Annotated in this window: 16 protein-coding genes; 8 read left to right on the top strand and 8 right to left on the bottom strand. The window is 74.9% G+C overall.

Annotation, left to right across the window (positions count from 1 at the left end; genetic code table 11):
• From cbiQ (E4P40_RS21395) to E4P40_RS21375, 5 genes are all read left to right on the top strand, one after another.
• On the top strand, positions 1 to 645 hold a 645-nt coding region (gene cbiQ, locus E4P40_RS21395), incomplete at its 5' end, for a cobalt ECF transporter T component CbiQ (protein WP_135160462.1).
• Positions 642 to 1,487 (top strand): ATP-binding cassette domain-containing protein, encoded by an 846-nt coding sequence (locus tag E4P40_RS21390; protein WP_135160463.1) that lies wholly within the window; start codon positions 642 to 644, stop codon positions 1,485 to 1,487. The genes cbiQ (E4P40_RS21395) and E4P40_RS21390, both read left to right, overlap by 4 nt.
• Positions 1,484 to 2,869: an Rv2231c family pyridoxal phosphate-dependent protein CobC gene (gene cobC, locus E4P40_RS21385; RefSeq protein ID WP_135160464.1), complete on the top strand. Its 1,386-nt coding sequence runs from the start codon at positions 1,484 to 1,486 to the stop codon at positions 2,867 to 2,869. The genes E4P40_RS21390 and cobC (E4P40_RS21385) overlap by 4 nt, the downstream gene beginning before the upstream one ends.
• Complete coding sequence (cobA, locus tag E4P40_RS21380; protein WP_135160465.1) at positions 2,866 to 4,053, top strand: uroporphyrinogen-III C-methyltransferase; 1,188 nt, start codon at positions 2,866 to 2,868, stop codon at positions 4,051 to 4,053. The genes cobC (E4P40_RS21385) and cobA (E4P40_RS21380) overlap by 4 nt, the downstream gene beginning before the upstream one ends.
• A gap of 331 nt (positions 4,054 to 4,384) precedes the next feature.
• Positions 4,385 to 4,636, top strand: coding sequence for a nickel-binding protein (locus E4P40_RS21375; protein WP_135160466.1), 252 nt, complete (start codon positions 4,385 to 4,387; stop codon positions 4,634 to 4,636).
• Positions 4,637 to 4,639: 3 nt separating this feature from the next.
• Here E4P40_RS21375 and E4P40_RS29400 read toward each other — a convergent pair whose 3' ends face one another.
• The 3 genes from E4P40_RS29400 to E4P40_RS21365 are packed head-to-tail and all read right to left on the bottom strand — an operon-like array spanning position 4,640 to position 7,058.
• A complete protein-coding gene (locus tag E4P40_RS29400) occupies positions 4,640 to 4,765 on the bottom strand; it encodes a hypothetical protein (RefSeq protein ID WP_280790637.1) in 126 nt (41 codons plus the stop codon).
• Complete coding sequence (locus E4P40_RS21370) at positions 4,765 to 5,382, bottom strand: TetR/AcrR family transcriptional regulator (protein ID WP_135160467.1); 618 nt, start codon at positions 5,380 to 5,382, stop codon at positions 4,765 to 4,767. Before E4P40_RS21370 ends, E4P40_RS29400 begins: the two co-directional genes overlap by 1 nt.
• Positions 5,379 to 7,058, bottom strand: a complete 1,680-nt coding sequence (locus tag E4P40_RS21365) for a 3-hydroxyacyl-CoA dehydrogenase (protein ID WP_245160491.1) — start codon at positions 7,056 to 7,058, stop codon at positions 5,379 to 5,381. The genes E4P40_RS21370 and E4P40_RS21365 overlap by 4 nt, the downstream gene beginning before the upstream one ends.
• Here E4P40_RS21365 and E4P40_RS21360 point away from each other — a divergent pair.
• Genes E4P40_RS21360 through E4P40_RS29395 form a run of 3 tightly spaced genes read left to right on the top strand, consistent with a single transcriptional unit; the run spans position 6,963 to position 9,648 of the window.
• A complete protein-coding gene (locus E4P40_RS21360; protein ID WP_245160490.1) occupies positions 6,963 to 8,909 on the top strand; it encodes a 3-hydroxyacyl-CoA dehydrogenase NAD-binding domain-containing protein in 1,947 nt (648 codons plus the stop codon). The genes E4P40_RS21365 and E4P40_RS21360 overlap by 96 nt on opposite strands.
• Positions 8,906 to 9,523 (top strand): TetR/AcrR family transcriptional regulator, encoded by a 618-nt coding sequence (locus E4P40_RS21355; protein WP_135160467.1) that lies wholly within the window; start codon positions 8,906 to 8,908, stop codon positions 9,521 to 9,523. The genes E4P40_RS21360 and E4P40_RS21355 overlap by 4 nt, the downstream gene beginning before the upstream one ends.
• Positions 9,523 to 9,648 carry a hypothetical protein gene (locus E4P40_RS29395; protein ID WP_280790637.1) on the top strand — a complete coding sequence of 42 codons (126 nt, stop codon included), beginning with the start codon at positions 9,523 to 9,525 and terminating at the stop codon, positions 9,646 to 9,648. Before E4P40_RS21355 ends, E4P40_RS29395 begins: the two co-directional genes overlap by 1 nt.
• A gap of 3 nt (positions 9,649 to 9,651) precedes the next feature.
• Here the strand turns inward: E4P40_RS29395 and E4P40_RS21350 are convergent, their stop codons facing one another.
• The 5 genes from E4P40_RS21350 to cbiQ (E4P40_RS21330) form a co-directional block, all read right to left on the bottom strand.
• A complete protein-coding gene (locus tag E4P40_RS21350; RefSeq protein WP_135160466.1) occupies positions 9,652 to 9,903 on the bottom strand; it encodes a nickel-binding protein in 252 nt (83 codons plus the stop codon).
• 331 nt (positions 9,904 to 10,234) lie between these two features.
• Positions 10,235 to 11,422, bottom strand: coding sequence for a uroporphyrinogen-III C-methyltransferase (gene cobA, locus E4P40_RS21345; protein ID WP_135160465.1), 1,188 nt, complete (start codon positions 11,420 to 11,422; stop codon positions 10,235 to 10,237).
• Entirely contained in the window at positions 11,419 to 12,804 is a 1,386-nt protein-coding gene (gene cobC / locus E4P40_RS21340) for an Rv2231c family pyridoxal phosphate-dependent protein CobC (RefSeq protein WP_135160464.1), read from the bottom strand. The genes cobA (E4P40_RS21345) and cobC (E4P40_RS21340) overlap by 4 nt, the downstream gene beginning before the upstream one ends.
• On the bottom strand, positions 12,801 to 13,646 hold the full coding sequence (locus E4P40_RS21335; protein WP_135160463.1) for an ATP-binding cassette domain-containing protein: 846 nt from the start codon (positions 13,644 to 13,646) through the stop codon (positions 12,801 to 12,803). Before E4P40_RS21335 ends, cobC (E4P40_RS21340) begins: the two co-directional genes overlap by 4 nt.
• The coding region (cbiQ, locus tag E4P40_RS21330) for a cobalt ECF transporter T component CbiQ (RefSeq protein ID WP_135160462.1) at positions 13,643 to 14,287 on the bottom strand (645 nt) is incomplete at its 5' end. The genes cbiQ (E4P40_RS21330) and E4P40_RS21335, both read right to left, overlap by 4 nt.

Raw genomic sequence — 14,287 nt, 5'->3', positions numbered from 1 at the left:
GTCATCGCCCTCGTGCTCCCCGCCTGGCCGGCCAGCGCGCTCGTCGGCGTCCTGGCCGTCGCACTCGCGCTCGGCCCGGCCGGCGTCCCGGCCCGCACCTTCGGCCGGGCGGTGCGCTGGCCGTCGGCGTTCATCGCGGTCGGTGCGGTGACCGCGGTCGTCGAGGTGGGCAGCGGCGGACTGGGCTGGGCGCCCGACGCCGCGACCCGCGCCGGTGCCCTGGTCGGGCACGCCCTGGCCGGGAGCGCGGCCGTGCTGCTGCTGGCGACGACGACGCCGATGTCGGACCTGCTCCCCGCACTCCGCCGCGCGCGGGTGCCGGCCGCCGTCATCGAGGTCGCCTCGGTCGTGTACCGCCTGCTGTTCGTGCTGCTGGACAGCCTGCACACCATCCGCGAGGCGCAGACCGCGCGGATGGGGTACTCCTCGCTGCGCCGCGCCTACCGTTCCTCGGGCGCACTGGCCGCCGCCGTGCTGATCCGCTCCTGGGACCGGGCCCGCAGGATGCAGGAGGGGCTGGCCGGCCGGGGCCTGGAGACCGGACTGCGGGTGCTGCCCGAGACCCTGCCCTCCTCCACCGCCTTCCTCGCCGCCACGGGAGTCGGCCTGGCCGGCATCGTCGCCGCCTCGCTGGGACTCGCATGAGCCACCGCGCCCTGGCCGCCGACGGGCTGGTCGTCGGATACGGACAGGGTCTCCCCGTGCTCGACGGCGCCTCGCTGTCCGTGCCCGCCGGTCGGCGGCTCGCCCTGCTCGGCGCCAACGGCTCGGGCAAGACCACCCTCCTACGGTGCCTGTCCGGCGCGCTGCGCCCGACCGCCGGCGCCGTCACCGTGGACGGGGTCCCGTTGGCTCACTCCCGGCACGGGCTGCGCGCGCACCGGCAGACCGTTCAGCTCGTCCTGCAGGATCCCGACGACCAGCTGTTCAGTGCCTCCGTCGCCCAGGACGTCTCGTTCGGCCCGCTCAACCTGGGTCTGGACGACAGGGAAGCGCGCGCCCGGGTGGCCGAGGCCCTGCACCTGCTCGCCATCGACTCCCTGTCGGGACGCCCCACCCACCAGCTGTCCTACGGCGAGCGCAAGCGGGTGGCCATCGCCGGTGCGGTCGCGATGCGCCCCTGCGTGCTGCTGCTGGACGAGCCGACCGCCGGCCTCGATCCGTCCGCCGTCACCGAGACGCTGGCGGCCCTGGCCCGGTTGCAGGAGAACGACTCCACCGTGGTCATGAGCACTCACGACGTCGACCTCGCACTGCGGTGGGCGGACGAGGTCGCCGTGGTGGTGGACCGGACCGTCGTCCAGGGTCGGCCGGACGAGGTCCTCGGGAACACCGCCCTCCTCGAGCGAGCCCGGCTCGACCGGCCATGGGTGCTGACCGTGGGCGCCCGCCTCCGCGCGCTCGGCCTGCTGCCCGAGGGGCCCCTCCCGCGGGACGCCGCCGACCTGCTCGCCGGCCTCCCCGACCGCCCCGGCGTGCCGTCGTGACGACCGTCGGGATCGGCGCGGTCTCCGGCGTGGGACCGGATGAGGTGCTCGCCGCGGTCGACGCGGTGCTCCCCGACGGCACGGGCGGCGTGCGGTTGGCGACCCTCGACACGCGGGCACGGGAGCCCGGGCTCCGGGAGGCCGCGGCCCGGCGCGGTTGGGGACTGGTCGGTCACCCCGCGAGCACGCTCGCGGCGGTCCCGGTGCCGACGCCGTCTGACCGGACTGCGGCCGCCGTCGGCACCGGCTCCGTGGCCGAGGCCGCGGCGCTGCTGGACGGCGGCTCACTCCTCGTGCCGAAGACGGTGCTCGGCCGGGTGACCGTGGCAGTGGCCGTGATGACCGACCTCCACCACCACGGCGACGCCGAACTGGCCCCCGGCCTGGTCGACCTGGCCGTCAACGTGCGCGCCGACTCCCCGCCGCCGTGGCTGCGGGCCGTCCTGCACGCGTCGATCGACGCCGCGGCGTCCTACCCGGACCCGGTCCCGGCCCGGACAGCGGTCGCCGCCGCGCACGGCCGCCCCGTCGACGAGGTGCTCCTCACCGCCGGCGCGGCCGAGGCCTTCGTGCTCGTCGCCCGGGCGGTGCGGCCGCGCCTCGCCGCCGTCGTCCACCCCTCGTTCACCGGGCCGGAGGCAGCGCTGCGGGCGGCCGGGCACCCGGTCACCCGAGTGGAACTGCGCGCGGACGACGGCTGGCGCCTCGACCCGGCCGCCGTCCCCGAGGACGCCGACCTCGTCGTGCTGGGCAACCCGACGAACCCGACCTCGGTGCTCCACCCGGCCGCCGACATCGCTGCCCTCGCCCGGCCGGACCGGGTCCTCGTGGTCGACGAGGCCTTCGCAGACACGATCCCGGGGGAACCGGAGAGCCTTGCTGCCGGACGGGACCTCCCGGGGGTGCTGGTGGTGCGCAGCCTCACCAAGACGTGGGGGTTGGCCGGTCTGCGGGTCGGCTACGCGCTGGGTCCGGCACCGCTGATCGCGCGACTGGCAGCGCAGCAACCGCACTGGCCGGTCTCCGCGCCGGCGCTCGCCGCGCTGGTCGCCTGCAGCGCCCCGGCGGCGCGGGCGGAGGCGGAGGCGGCCGCACGAGATCTCGACCGGTGGCGGGCGGCCCTCATCGGCAGCCTGCCGCCCTCCGTGGTGGTGGAGGGCGGTCCCCGCTCCTCGTTCGTGCTGCTCCGCGTGCCCGACGGGGCGCGGGTGCGGGAGGAACTCCGGCAGCGGGGATGGGCGGTCCGCCGCGGGGACACCTTCCCCGGCCTGAGCCAGGACCACCTGCGGGTCGCCGTGCGAAGCCCCGAGGTCTCGTCCGCCTTCGCCACCGACCTCGCCGCCGTCCTCCCGCCCCCTCCGACGTCCGAGGAGGTGCCATGAGCACCGCGTCGCTCTTCCGGCCGTCCGCTCCCCCCCACCCGGTCGGGCTGCGGCTGCACGGTCGGCGGGTGGTCGTCGTCGGAGGGGGCACCGGCTCCTACCGGGCCACCGTCGGGCTGCTCGACGCCGGTGCCCTGGTGACGGTCGTGAGCCCCGACGTCGTCCCCGCGCTCGAGGCGCTGGCCGGCTCCGGTTCGCTGTCGTGGACCCCGCGCCGCTACGCGCCCGGCGATCTGGACGGCGCCTGGTTCGCCGTCGCCGCAACGGCGGACGCCGCGGTGGACGAGGTCGTCGCCGCCGACGCCGAGCGTGCCCGGGTGTTCTGCACCCGCGCCGACGATCCCGGCGCCTCCAGCGCCTGCCCCGCCCTGCCGGACGCGGAGGACGGACTCCTGCGCGAGGGCGCGCGGGGTCGGGTCGTGCTCGTCGGTGGCGGTCCCGGCGATCCGGGTCTCATCACCGTGCGCGGCCGGCAGGCGCTGTCACAGGCCGACGTCGTGGTCGTCGACCACCTGGGCCCCCGCTCGCTGCTGGCCGGGCTGCGGGGCGACGTCGAGATCGTCGACGCGTCGAAGCTCCCGCGCGGACGCTCGATGCCGCAGGAGCAGATCAATGCGCTGCTCGTGTCGCACGCCCGCGCGGGCAAGGAGGTCGTGCGCCTCAAGGGTGGCGACCCGTTCGTCTTCGGCCGGGGCATGGAGGAACTGCTCGCGTGCGCAGCCGCCGACGTCCCGGTCGAGGTCGTCCCGGGGGTCACCAGCGCGATCGGGGTCCCGGGCGTCGCCGGGATCCCGGTGACCCACCGCGGCCTCACCCACGAGTTCGTCGTCGTCTCCGGCCACCTGCCCCCGGGCCATCCGCAGTCACTGGTCGACTGGTCCGCGATCGGCCGACTGCGGGGCACCGTCGTCGTCCTCATGGGCGTGGAGACCGCACCGGCGATCGCGGCGGCGCTCATCCGGCACGGCCGGCGGCCGGATGCACCCGTCGCCGTCGTGGTCGAAGGCACGACGGGGAGCGAGCGCACGGTGCGGACGACGCTGGCGGATCTCGGAGCGACGCTCATCGAGGAGTCGGTGCGCCCGCCCGCGGTGTGGGTCGTCGGCGACGTCGTCCAGCTGGCGGCAGAGGCCGCTCCGCCGCCATCACTGGGGTTCGGGCCCCGTCACGCACCCCAGGAGTGAAGGGTCCCGGTCGGACGGCCCGGTTCAGGTCGAAAACCGGCCGCCAGGTGACCCCGCCGTCTGTGAGCACGTACGCGCCCGCGGGACGGGCGACGGGCCCGAATCCCCTGCCCACGCCGCCGCGCAGGACGGCAGCGGGGATGACGAGTTCGGACACGCGGACGGTCCGCCGCTCGGGCATGGATCTCCCTCTACGCAGGTGCGCAGGTGTAGTCGGTCGAACACGGCTCGGCGCGGCTCTCGGAGGCCACATGCTGATGCGCGCCGGAACCCGTCGCCGCGGCGTCGTCCTCCCCGATCATGGACCTCTTCGATCGGAGGGAGAGGAACGATGCCACTGTTCATGGACGTGCACCACAAGGTCGACGGGCTGACCGCCGAGGCGGTCGCCGGGGCACACCAGCGGGACCTCGAGGTCCAGAGCAAGTACGGCGTCAACTACCGGCAGTACTGGTTCGACGAGAACTCGGGCAAGGTCTTCTGCCTGGTCGAGGCCCCTGACGCCGACACCGCGACGCGGGTGCACCGGGAGGCCCACGGCCTGGAGGCCGACGAGCTCGTTCCCGTACAGGAAGGGCACTAGGGCTCAGGCCGGCAGGTTCTCCGGGTCGGACCGCCGGACGACGGTCGACGGCAGCAGCCGGAGCGCGCCGGGGGCGCGACCACCGAGATCATGACCGAGGTCGTGGCCACGCTGCTGCTGCGCTGGCATCAGGCGCCCGCCGGGGTGAAGGCGTCGACGATCGCCAGCCAGTGCTGCAGGTGCGGCCCAGCCCGCGGTGCGTCGGGCTGCAGCGCGTAGGTGAGCGCCTGCCCCCGCATCGAGGTGAGCAGGACCTGGTAGACGGCCTCCGACGCCGGGTGCCGGGCCACCTGCTCGCCGAAGACCTCGACCGACAGCGCGCGCAGCTGGGCGCCGAGCCGACGCTCGTGCGGCAGCAGGGCGGTCCGCAGCTCGGGATCGGTGCGGGCCGCCGTCCACAGCTCCATCGAGGCGACGAACAGCGGTCCGTCGAAGCGCTCCCAGATCAGCTCGATGCCCAGCCGGATGCGCGCCGCCGGGTCGTCCGGCAGCGCGGCGGCGGCCTTGCGGACGCTCTCGCTGAACTCCGCGTAGAGGTGGTCCGCCGCCGCCAGCACGAGGTCGGCCTTCGTCGTGAAGTGGTGGGTCAGGGCGCCCCGGGAGACTCCGGCCCGCGACTGCACCTCCTGCGTCGTCGTCCGCGCGTACCCGAGCTCCACGAGCGAGTCGACCGTCGCCCGGACCAGGGCCGAGCGGGTCGCCGTGCGCCGCTCGGCCTGGGTCCGGCGCCCGGGTACGGACGTCATGCGCGGACGGCCGCGCGCACGCTGCCGGCCGGCACCGCGCGCTCCAGCAGCAGCGCCGGCGGGCGGAACCGCTCGCCGTAGGCGTCGGCCAGCTCGTCGGCGCGGGCCACGAACCCGGCCACCCCGCCGGCGTACTGGTCGACGTACTGCAGCACGCCGCCGTACAGAGGCGGGAAGCCGATGCCCATGATCGACCCGATGTTGGCGTCCTCGACGCTGCCCAGGACCTTCTCCTCGACGCAGCGCGCCGTCTCGACCGCCATCGCGAACAGCAGCCGCTCCTGGGCGTCGACGAACGGGACGCCCTGGTGCGCCGGGTACAGCTCCGCGAGACCGGGCCACACGTGCTTCTCCGGCGTCCAGTCGAAGAAGCCCTGACCGGCGGCCTTCCCCGTGCGACCGCGCTCGACCATCGCGCGCAGGACGGCCAGACCGGGGTGGTCCTCCGTCGAGCCGGCCTTCGCCGCCTCGTCGCTGATCTTCAGGGGCAGGGTGAGCGTGACCTCGTCGAGGAGGGTGAGCGGCCCGGCCGGGAAGCCGGCCTGCAGCGCCGCCCGCTCGATGCTCATCGGCGCGAGGCCCTCGGCGAGCAGAGCGGCGCCCTCGAGCACCAGCGTGCCGAACACCCGGCTGGTGAAGAAGCCGCGGCTGTCCTGGACGACGATCGGCGTCTTGCCGATCTGGCGGACGACGTCGTAGGCGCGCGCGAGGGCGGCGTCGCTGGTCCGCTCCCCCACGATCAGCTCGACGAGCGGCATCTTGTCCACCGGCGAGAAGAAGTGCATGCCCACGACGTCGTCCTGGCGCTGCACCCCCTCGGCGAGCCCGGTGATCGGCAGGGTCGAGGTGTTGGAGGCGAGCAGTGCGCCCGGCAGAGCGTTGGCCTCCGCCTCGCTGAGGACCCGGTGCTTGAGCGCGGTGTCCTCGAAGACGGCCTCGACGATCAGGTCGCAGCCGGCGAGGTCGGCCGGGTCGCCGGTCGGCGTGATGCGGGCGAGGAAGGCGTCGGCCTTCTCCTGGTCCATGCGGCCGCGCTCCACCTGCCTGCCGACGAGCCCGGCGACGTGCGCCTTGCCCTTCTCCGCCGCCTCGGTGCTGACGTCCTTGAGGACGACGTCGACGCCGACCTTGGCGAACGCGTGCGCGATGCCGGCGCCCATCATCCCGGCGCCCAGCACGCCCACCTTCGACGCGGTGGACCGCTCCGCGACGTCCGGGCGCGAGGCCCCGCCGTTGACGGCGTTCAGGTCGAACCAGAGCGCCTGGATCGTGTTGGTCGAGATCTGGCCGACCACCAGGTCGACGAAGTACCGGCCCTCGACCGTGAACGCCGTGTCGACGTCCACCTGCAGGCTCTCCACCGCGGCCGACAGGATCGCGTACGGCGCCGGGTAGGGGGCGCCCTTGAGCTGCTTGGTCAGGTTCGCCGGGAACGCGGGCAGGTTGCTCGCGAGGGACGGCGAGGACGGGGTGCCGCCCGGCACCTTGTAGCCCTTTCCGTCGTACGGCTGCTGCGCCGTCTCGTGCGCCAGCACCCACCGCTTCGCCGTGGCGACCAGGTCGTCGGCGGTCGCCAGCTCGTGCACGAGGCCGAGCTTCAGGGCCTTGTCGGGCCGGATCTGCTGGCCCTGCAGCAGCAGCTCCAGCAGGGCGGTGGTCAGCCCGAGCAGCCGCACGGAGCGGACGATCCCTCCCCCGCCGCGATCAACGGCGCCGCGCTCGGCGGTGGCCTGGAGATCGCGCTGGCCTGCCACCACCGCGTCGTCCTCGACGACCCGAAGGTCGCCCTCGGCTTTCCCGAGGTGACCCTCGGCCTGCTGCCGGGCGGGGGAGGGATCGTCCGCTCCGTGCGGCTGCTCGGGCTGACCACCGCCCTGCTGGAGCTGCTGCTGCAGGGCCAGCAGATCCGGCCCGACAAGGCCCTGAAGCTCGGCCTCGTGCACGAGCTGGCGACCGCCGACGACCTGGTCGCCACGGCGAAGCGGTGGGTGCTGGCGCACGAGACGGCGCAGCAGCCGTACGACGGAAAGGGCTACAAGGTGCCGGGCGGCACCCCGTCCTCGCCGTCCCTCGCGAGCAACCTGCCCGCGTTCCCGGCGAACCTGACCAAGCAGCTCAAGGGCGCCCCCTACCCGGCGCCGTACGCGATCCTGTCGGCCGCGGTGGAGAGCCTGCAGGTGGACGTCGACACGGCGTTCACGGTCGAGGGCCGGTACTTCGTCGACCTGGTGGTCGGCCAGATCTCGACCAACACGATCCAGGCGCTCTGGTTCGACCTGAACGCCGTCAACGGCGGGGCCTCGCGCCCGGACGTCGCGGAGCGGTCCACCGCGTCGAAGGTGGGCGTGCTGGGCGCCGGGATGATGGGCGCCGGCATCGCGCACGCGTTCGCCAAGGTCGGCGTCGACGTCGTCCTCAAGGACGTCAGCACCGAGGCGGCGGAGAAGGGCAAGGCGCACGTCGCCGGGCTCGTCGGCAGGCAGGTGGAGCGCGGCCGCATGGACCAGGAGAAGGCCGACGCCTTCCTCGCCCGCATCACGCCGACCGGCGACCCGGCCGACCTCGCCGGCTGCGACCTGATCGTCGAGGCCGTCTTCGAGGACACCGCGCTCAAGCACCGGGTCCTCAGCGAGGCGGAGGCCAACGCTCTGCCGGGCGCACTGCTCGCCTCCAACACCTCGACCCTGCCGATCACCGGGCTCGCCGAGGGGGTGCAGCGCCAGGACGACGTCGTGGGCATGCACTTCTTCTCGCCGGTGGACAAGATGCCGCTCGTCGAGCTGATCGTGGGGGAGCGGACCAGCGACGCCGCCCTCGCGCGCGCCTACGACGTCGTCCGCCAGATCGGCAAGACGCCGATCGTCGTCCAGGACAGCCGCGGCTTCTTCACCAGCCGGGTGTTCGGCACGCTGGTGCTCGAGGGCGCCGCTCTGCTCGCCGAGGGCCTCGCGCCGATGAGCATCGAGCGGGCGGCGCTGCAGGCCGGCTTCCCGGCCGGGCCGCTCACCCTCCTCGACGAGGTCACGCTCACCCTGCCCCTGAAGATCAGCGACGAGGCGGCGAAGGCCGGCTCGACGGAGGACCACCCCGGTCTGGCCGTCCTGCGCGCGATGGTCGAGCGCGGTCGCACGGGGAAGGCCGCCGGTCAGGGCTTCTTCGACTGGACGCCGGAGAAGCACGTGTGGCCCGGTCTCGCGGAGCTGTACCCGGCGCACCAGGGCGTCCCGTTCGTCGACGCCCAGGAGCGGCTGCTGTTCGCGATGGCGGTCGAGACGGCGCGCTGCGTCGAGGAGAAGGTCCTGGGCAGCGTCGAGGACGCCAACATCGGGTCGATCATGGGCATCGGCTTCCCGCCTCTGTACGGCGGCGTGCTGCAGTACGTCGACCAGTACGCCGGCGGGGTGGCCGGGTTCGTGGCCCGCGCCGACGAGCTGGCCGACGCCTACGGCGAGCGGTTCCGCCCGCCGGCGCTGCTGCTGGAGCGCGCGGTGCCGGCCGGCAGCGTGCGCGCGGCCGTCCGCGCATGACGTCCGTACCCGGGCGCCGGACCCAGGCCGAGCGGCGCACGGCGACCCGCTCGGCCCTGGTCCGGGCGACGGTCGACTCGCTCGTGGAGCTCGGGTACGCGCGGACGACGACGCAGGAGGTGCAGTCGCGGGCCGGAGTCTCCCGGGGCGCCCTGACCCACCACTTCACGACGAAGGCCGACCTCGTGCTGGCGGCGGCGGACCACCTCTACGCGGAGTTCAGCGAGAGCGTCCGCAAGGCCGCCGCCGCGCTGCCGGACGACCCGGCGGCGCGCATCCGGCTGGGCATCGAGCTGATCTGGGAGCGCTTCGACGGACCGCTGTTCGTCGCCTCGATGGAGCTGTGGACGGCGGCCCGCACCGATCCCGAGCTGCGGACCGCCCTGCTGCCGCACGAGCGTCGGCTCGGCGCCCAGCTGCGCGCGCTGTCGGTCGAGGTCTTCGGCGAGCAGGTGGCCCGGCACCCGGCGTCGGAGGCCGTCTACCAGGTCCTGCTCACCTCGATGCGGGGGCAGGCGCTCACCTACGCGCTGCAGCCCGACGCACCGCGGGCTGGGCCGCACCTGCAGCACTGGCTGGCGATCGTCGACGCCTTCACCCCGGCGGGCGCCTGATGCCAGCGCAGCAGCAGCGTGGCCACGACCTCGGTCATGATCTCGGTGGTCGCGCCCCCGGCGCGCTCCGGCTGCTGCCGTCGACCGTCGTCCGGCGGTCCGACCCGGAGAACCTGCCGGCCTGAGCCCTAGTGCCCTTCCTGTACGGGAACGAGCTCGTCGGCCTCCAGGCCGTGGGCCTCCCGGTGCACCCGCGTCGCGGTGTCGGCGTCAGGGGCCTCGACCAGGCAGAAGACCTTGCCCGAGTTCTCGTCGAACCAGTACTGCCGGTAGTTGACGCCGTACTTGCTCTGGACCTCGAGGTCCCGCTGGTGTGCCCCGGCGACCGCCTCGGCGGTCAGCCCGTCGACCTTGTGGTGCACGTCCATGAACAGTGGCATCGTTCCTCTCCCTCCGATCGAAGAGGTCCATGATCGGGGAGGACGACGCCGCGGCGACGGGTTCCGGCGCGCATCAGCATGTGGCCTCCGAGAGCCGCGCCGAGCCGTGTTCGACCGACTACACCTGCGCACCTGCGTAGAGGGAGATCCATGCCCGAGCGGCGGACCGTCCGCGTGTCCGAACTCGTCATCCCCGCTGCCGTCCTGCGCGGCGGCGTGGGCAGGGGATTCGGGCCCGTCGCCCGTCCCGCGGGCGCGTACGTGCTCACAGACGGCGGGGTCACCTGGCGGCCGGTTTTCGACCTGAACCGGGCCGTCCGACCGGGACCCTTCACTCCTGGGGTGCGTGACGGGGCCCGAACCCCAGTGATGGCGGCGGAGCGGCCTCTGCCGCCAGCTGGACGACGTCGCCGACGACCCACACCGCGGGCGGGCGCACCGACTCCTCGATGAGCGTCGCTCCGAGATCCGCCAGCGTCGTCCGCACCGTGCGCTCGCTCCCCGTCGTGCCTTCGACCACGACGGCGACGGGTGCATCCGGCCGCCGGCCGTGCCGGATGAGCGCCGCCGCGATCGCCGGTGCGGTCTCCACGCCCATGAGGACGACGACGGTGCCCCGCAGTCGGCCGATCGCGGACCAGTCGACCAGTGACTGCGGATGGCCCGGGGGCAGGTGGCCGGAGACGACGACGAACTCGTGGGTGAGGCCGCGGTGGGTCACCGGGATCCCGGCGACGCCCGGGACCCCGATCGCGCTGGTGACCCCCGGGACGACCTCGACCGGGACGTCGGCGGCTGCGCACGCGAGCAGTTCCTCCATGCCCCGGCCGAAGACGAACGGGTCGCCACCCTTGAGGCGCACGACCTCCTTGCCCGCGCGGGCGTGCGACACGAGCAGCGCATTGATCTGCTCCTGCGGCATCGAGCGTCCGCGCGGGAGCTTCGACGCGTCGACGATCTCGACGTCGCCCCGCAGCCCGGCCAGCAGCGAGCGGGGGCCCAGGTGGTCGACGACCACGACGTCGGCCTGTGACAGCGCCTGCCGGCCGCGCACGGTGATGAGACCCGGATCGCCGGGACCGCCACCGACGAGCACGACCCGACCCCGCGCGCCCTCGCGCAGGAGTCCGTCCTCCGCGTCCGGCAGGGCGGGGCAGGCGCTGGAGGCGCCGGGATCGTCGGCGCGGGTGCAGAACACCCGGGCACGCTCGGCGTCGGCGGCGACGACCTCGTCCACCGCGGCGTCCGCCGTTGCGGCGACGGCGAACCAGGCGCCGTCCAGATCGCCGGGCGCGTAGCGGCGCGGGGTCCACGACAGCGAACCGGAGCCGGCCAGCGCCTCGAGCGCGGGGACGACGTCGGGGCTCACGACCGTCACCAGGGCACCGGCGTCGAGCAGCCCGACGGTGGCCCGGTAGGAGCCGGTGCCCCCTCCGACGACGACCACCCGCCGACCGTGCAGCCGCAGCCCGACCGGGTGGGGGGGAGCGGACGGCCGGAAGAGCGACGCGGTGCTCATGGCACCTCCTCGGACGTCGGAGGGGGCGGGAGGACGGCGGCGAGGTCGGTGGCGAAGGCGGACGAGACCTCGGGGCTTCGCACGGCGACCCGCAGGTGGTCCTGGCTCAGGCCGGGGAAGGTGTCCCCGCGGCGGACCGCCCATCCCCGCTGCCGGAGTTCCTCCCGCACCCGCGCCCCGTCGGGCACGCGGAGCAGCACGAACGAGGAGCGGGGACCGCCCTCCACCACCACGGAGGGCGGCAGGCTGCCGATGAGGGCCGCCCGCCACCGGTCGAGATCTCGTGCGGCCGCCTCCGCCTCCGCCCGCGCCGCCGGGGCGCTGCAGGCGACCAGCGCGGCGAGCGCCGGCGCGGAGACCGGCCAGTGCGGTTGCTGCGCTGCCAGTCGCGCGATCAGCGGTGCCGGACCCAGCGCGTAGCCGACCCGCAGACCGGCCAACCCCCACGTCTTGGTGAGGCTGCGCACCACCAGCACCCCCGGGAGGTCCCGTCCGGCAGCAAGGCTCTCCGGTTCCCCCGGGATCGTGTCTGCGAAGGCCTCGTCGACCACGAGGACCCGGTCCGGCCGGGCGAGGGCAGCGATGTCGGCGGCCGGGTGGAGCACCGAGGTCGGGTTCGTCGGGTTGCCCAGCACGACGAGGTCGGCGTCCTCGGGGACGGCGGCCGGGTCGAGGCGCCAGCCGTCGTCCGCGCGCAGTTCCACTCGGGTGACCGGGTGCCCGGCCGCCCGCAGCGCTGCCTCCGGCCCGGTGAACGAGGGGTGGACGACGGCGGCGAGGCGCGGCCGCACCGCCCGGGCGACGAGCACGAAGGCCTCGGCCGCGCCGGCGGTGAGGAGCACCTCGTCGACGGGGCGGCCGTGCGCGGCGGCGACCGCTGTCCGGGCCGGGACCGGGTCCGGGTAGGACGCCGCGGCGTCGATCGACGCGTGCAGGACGGCCCGCAGCCACGGCGGCGGGGAGTCGGCGCGCACGTTGACGGCCAGGTCGACCAGGCCGGGGGCCAGTTCGGCGTCGCCGTGGTGGTGGAGGTCGGTCATCACGGCCACTGCCACGGTCACCCGGCCGAGCACCGTCTTCGGCACGAGGAGTGAGCCGCCGTCCAGCAGCGCCGCGGCCTCGGCCACGGAGCCGGTGCCGACGGCGGCCGCAGTCCGGTCAGACGGCGTCGGCACCGGGACCGCCGCGAGCGTGCTCGCGGGGTGACCGACCAGTCCCCAACCGCGCCGGGCCGCGGCCTCCCGGAGCCCGGGCTCCCGTGCCCGCGTGTCGAGGGTCGCCAACCGCACGCCGCCCGTGCCGTCGGGGAGCACCGCGTCGACCGCGGCGAGCACCTCATCCGGTCCCACGCCGGAGACCGCGCCGATCCCGACGGTCGTCACGACGGCACGCCGGGGCGGTCGGGGAGGCCGGCGAGCAGGTCGGCGGCGTCCCGCGGGAGGGGCCCCTCGGGCAGCAGGCCGAGCGCGCGGAGGCGGGCGCCCACGGTCAGCACCCATGGCCGGTCGAGCCGGGCTCGCTCGAGGAGGGCGGTGTTCCCGAGGACCTCGTCCGGCCGACCCTGGACGACGGTCCGGTCCACCACCACGGCGACCTCGTCCGCCCACCGCAGTGCGAGGTCGACGTCGTGAGTGCTCATGACCACGGTGGAGTCGTTCTCCTGCAACCGGGCCAGGGCCGCCAGCGTCTCGGTGACGGCGGACGGATCGAGGCCGGCGGTCGGCTCGTCCAGCAGCAGCACGCAGGGGCGCATCGCGACCGCACCGGCGATGGCCACCCGCTTGCGCTCGCCGTAGGACAGCTGGTGGGTGGGGCGTCCCGACAGGGAGTCGATGGCGAGCAGGTGCAGGGCCTCGGCCACCCGGGCGCGCGCTTCCCTGTCGTCCAGACCCAGGTTGAGCGGGCCGAACGAGACGTCCTGGGCGACGGAGGCACTGAACAGCTGGTCGTCGGGATCCTGCAGGACGAGCTGAACGGTCTGCCGGTGCGCGCGCAGCCCGTGCCGGGAGTGAGCCAACGGGACCCCGTCCACGGTGACGGCGCCGGCGGTCGGGCGCAGCGCGCCGGACAGGCACCGTAGGAGGGTGGTCTTGCCCGAGCCGTTGGCGCCGAGCAGGGCGAGCCGCCGACCGGCGGGCACGGACAGCGAGGCGCCGTCGAGCACGGGGAGACCCTGTCCGTATCCGACGACCAGCCCGTCGGCGGCCAGGGCGCGGTGGCTCATGCGAGTCCCAGCGAGGCGGCGACGATGCCGGCCAGGCCGACTCCCGTGGCGGCGAGGAAGGCGGTGGAGGAGGGCAGGGTCTCGGGCAGCACCCGCAGTCCGGTCTCCAGGCCCCGGCCGGCCAGCCCCTCCTGCATCCTGCGGGCCCGGTCCCAGGAGCGGATCAGCACGGCGGCGGCCAGTGCGCCCGAGGAACGGTAGGCGCGGCGCAGCGAGGAGTACCCCATCCGCGCGGTCTGCGCCTCGCGGATGGTGTGCAGGCTGTCCAGCAGCACGAACAGCAGGCGGTACACGACCGAGGCGACCTCGATGACGGCGGCCGGCACCCGCGCGCGGCGGAGTGCGGGGAGCAGGTCCGACATCGGCGTCGTCGTCGCCAGCAGCAGCACGGCCGCGCTCCCGGCCAGGGCGTGCCCGACCAGGGCACCGGCGCGGGTCGCGGCGTCGGGCGCCCAGCCCAGTCCGCCGCTGCCCACCTCGACGACCGCGGTCACCGCACCGACCGCGATGAACGCCGACGGCCAGCGCACCGCCCGGCCGAAGGTGCGGGCCGGGACGCCGGCCGGGCCGAGCGCGAGTGCGACGGCCAGGACGCCGACGAGCGCGCTGGCCGGCCAGGCGGGGAGCACGAGGGCGATGAC

Source organism: Blastococcus sp. CT_GayMR20, assembly GCF_004570345.1.
Note: the sequence above shows the minus strand (reverse complement) of the source record. Positions and strands in the feature narration are given on the sequence as shown.

What these genes read in the sequence shown, in the direction of transcription:
- E4P40_RS21390 (WP_135160463.1), top strand. Translation starts at nt 642, where the DNA reads ATGAGCCACCGCGCCCTGGCCGCCGACGGGCTGGTCGTCGGATACGGA.
- cobA (WP_135160465.1), top strand. Translation starts at nt 2,866, where the DNA reads ATGAGCACCGCGTCGCTCTTCCGGCCGTCCGCTCCCCCCCACCCGGTC.
- E4P40_RS21375 (WP_135160466.1), top strand. Translation starts at nt 4,385, where the DNA reads ATGCCACTGTTCATGGACGTGCACCACAAGGTCGACGGGCTGACCGCC.
- E4P40_RS29400 (WP_280790637.1), bottom strand. Translation starts at nt 4,765, where the DNA reads ATGCCAGCGCAGCAGCAGCGTGGCCACGACCTCGGTCATGATCTCGGT.
- E4P40_RS21370 (WP_135160467.1), bottom strand. Translation starts at nt 5,382, where the DNA reads ATGACGTCCGTACCCGGGCGCCGGACCCAGGCCGAGCGGCGCACGGCG.
- E4P40_RS21355 (WP_135160467.1), top strand. Translation starts at nt 8,906, where the DNA reads ATGACGTCCGTACCCGGGCGCCGGACCCAGGCCGAGCGGCGCACGGCG.
- E4P40_RS29395 (WP_280790637.1), top strand. Translation starts at nt 9,523, where the DNA reads ATGCCAGCGCAGCAGCAGCGTGGCCACGACCTCGGTCATGATCTCGGT.
- E4P40_RS21350 (WP_135160466.1), bottom strand. Translation starts at nt 9,903, where the DNA reads ATGCCACTGTTCATGGACGTGCACCACAAGGTCGACGGGCTGACCGCC.
- cobA (WP_135160465.1), bottom strand. Translation starts at nt 11,422, where the DNA reads ATGAGCACCGCGTCGCTCTTCCGGCCGTCCGCTCCCCCCCACCCGGTC.
- E4P40_RS21335 (WP_135160463.1), bottom strand. Translation starts at nt 13,646, where the DNA reads ATGAGCCACCGCGCCCTGGCCGCCGACGGGCTGGTCGTCGGATACGGA.